Origin of the sequence: Frateuria sp. GZRR33, assembly GCF_051900425.1 — a bacterium.
Lineage (GTDB): Bacteria > Pseudomonadota > Gammaproteobacteria > Xanthomonadales > Rhodanobacteraceae > Frateuria_A.
Genome location: NZ_JBHZGK010000026.1, coordinates 1 through 1,947, shown reverse-complemented (window position 1 = coordinate 1,947; position 1,947 = coordinate 1). Strand labels below are relative to the sequence as shown.

Sequence of the window (1,947 nt, the reverse complement as noted above, 5' to 3'; positions counted from 1 at the left end):
AGCAGCTTTGGATGCCTGGAGCTTGCCACACTGCTGCAAAGCTCGCGGCCAAGTGCGGAGGACTGAAAGCTGGCGAGAGCTTGGCCGAAGCACACGCCGCGAGAGAACAACCAAGCAAGGGCCTAACACCTGAATTAAGCCGAGCCGCGAAGCGGCTTCGGCTTGAATGAATTGTTAGGCCGCGCCGCCGCGGAGCAGAGCCACAGCGACGCAGCCAACCAATGACGCGACCAGGACTTGCTGGACGCGGTAGTGAACGCGGATAGCGAAGTGATCTGGGTCCGACAACTCATGTGGTACGGGAATTTTACGCAAACGAAAAACGTTAAGAACGATTCCAAGAGGAGAGCCGCCGAAGCGGAAACCATCTAGCTCCGGGCTGTTCAGCCTCTGCATCTCGACGGCCCTACGAACTCGCCTGGCCAGCAGGTAATCGTTCGCTATCGCAGCAGCGAACAAGGCAATGAACAGATAAACCAGCAGCTGCATGATCTCTCCAAGCGGCCTAACGCCTGAGGTAACCGGCGCAAAGACCGCGTAGCGGGATTTGCGTCCGGTTGACCGAATTGTTATGCGCCGCTGCCATTGCAACAAGAATTGCCCTGCTGAATAGGTGGACACTTGACCGAGCCGTAGGAGCAAAACACACAGCAATCTCCGGGCAGCGGTTTGAGCAACGTGTGACACGACTTGCACTCATAGAACCACTGGCACGCATTGGTGGGCATGGTCTCTTGCGCGGTGGCGCCACACTCCGGGCAGGTAATAACTGACTCTAGCTCGATGTGCGGCACGTTGACACCTTGACGGGACGGAACAGGTCTAGGATGGACATGACCAGCATGAGCGCAATGCCCGCATAGAACAGATAGATGCTCCAGTCGTAGCGCCAGACCAGAAGCAACGCGACGAGCACAGCCACCGGGCCGAGCAGCGAGAGCAACCCGCGAGTGAACTGGCGATGGCGGTACCACGCCCAAGCGTTGACCAAGAATGCGAGCGCGGCCAAGCCGGGCAACAGCTTGTGAAACAGAAAGCCCTCGTACTGCCCGAGGAAGCCGAGGCCGATAGCAGCACCTAACGACCCAAGGGCTGGGAAGCAGCCGGCGCAAGACATTGCAGAAACCAACGCACCCAAGCTGCTGGTTTTGTCGAGTACACGTGTGACGCTCAATTCATCACCTCAATTTACGAAAATGTATTTCAGGCGCATAACGCTGGAGTTAAGCGGCGGCGTAGCCGTCCGCCTTGAACGAATTGTTAGACGCCGCAGCTACCTTGGCAGAGCTCGTGGAACCACTCCGGCCATGCGTCGTGCTCGGCGTAGTGGAGCACGACTGCAGAGCGTTGAGCTCTGCTCATTACAGTACTCCACTTGCCAAGGACCTCATCTTTGATGATGTGAATTTCTAGGAAGTACTCGTAGCCAGCTGCCTTGACGTGGCTTGGAAGGCCGCCCTCGTCGTCGAGACGGACGAGCATTGCGTCTGAGCTCTCGCGCCATGGGCGGCGCGCAACGATGCACAGGTCGTCTGCTGCCGACTCTAGGTGAGCGAAAATTTCGCCGAGGGTCATAGACGTCTAACGCCCGAATTAAGCGGCGGCGGAGCCGTCCGCTTGAATGAAGAGTTAGGGGCTTGCGCTGCGCCATGCTTGGGCGACTGTGGCGGCACAACCGCGAACCCCACCGAACGCAACGCTAGCAGCTTTGGATGCCTGAGGCTCGCCGCAGCGTTGCAGGTAGCGACCAAGCGCCGAGGGCTGCACGCTGGCGAAAGCTTGGCCGAAGTACACGCTGCGAGAGAACAACCAAGCAAGGGCCTAACGCTGGAGTTGAGCGGCGGCGGAGCCGTCCGCCTCGAACGAACTGTTAGGCGCGCACACTTTGGAAGTACCCTCTTGCGCGGACGTTAACAGACAAATAGACAAGGGCAATCGCGGCCCAGC

The 1,947-nt window shown here is 58.8% G+C and carries 3 protein-coding genes; all 3 read right to left on the bottom strand.

Going from position 1 to position 1,947, the window contains the following annotated elements:
- Window positions 1–174 precede the first annotated feature (174 nt).
- Window positions 175–489, bottom strand: coding sequence for a hypothetical protein (locus ACFWZU_RS16235; RefSeq protein ID WP_439702551.1), 315 nt, complete (start codon window positions 487–489; stop codon window positions 175–177).
- 80 nt (window positions 490–569) lie between these two features.
- A complete protein-coding gene (locus tag ACFWZU_RS16230) occupies window positions 570–794 on the bottom strand; it encodes a GDCCVxC domain-containing (seleno)protein (RefSeq protein ID WP_439702550.1) in 225 nt (74 codons plus the stop codon).
- A complete protein-coding gene (gene merC, locus ACFWZU_RS16225; RefSeq protein ID WP_439702549.1) occupies window positions 776–1,174 on the bottom strand; it encodes an organomercurial transporter MerC in 399 nt (132 codons plus the stop codon). Before merC ends, ACFWZU_RS16230 begins: the two co-directional genes overlap by 19 nt.
- Window positions 1,175–1,947: the final 773 nt, after the last annotated feature.

Coding starts and splice junctions, on each gene's coding strand:
- ACFWZU_RS16235 (WP_439702551.1), bottom strand. CDS start 489: ATGCAGCTGCTGGTTTATCTGTTCATTGCCTTGTTCGCTGCTGCGATA.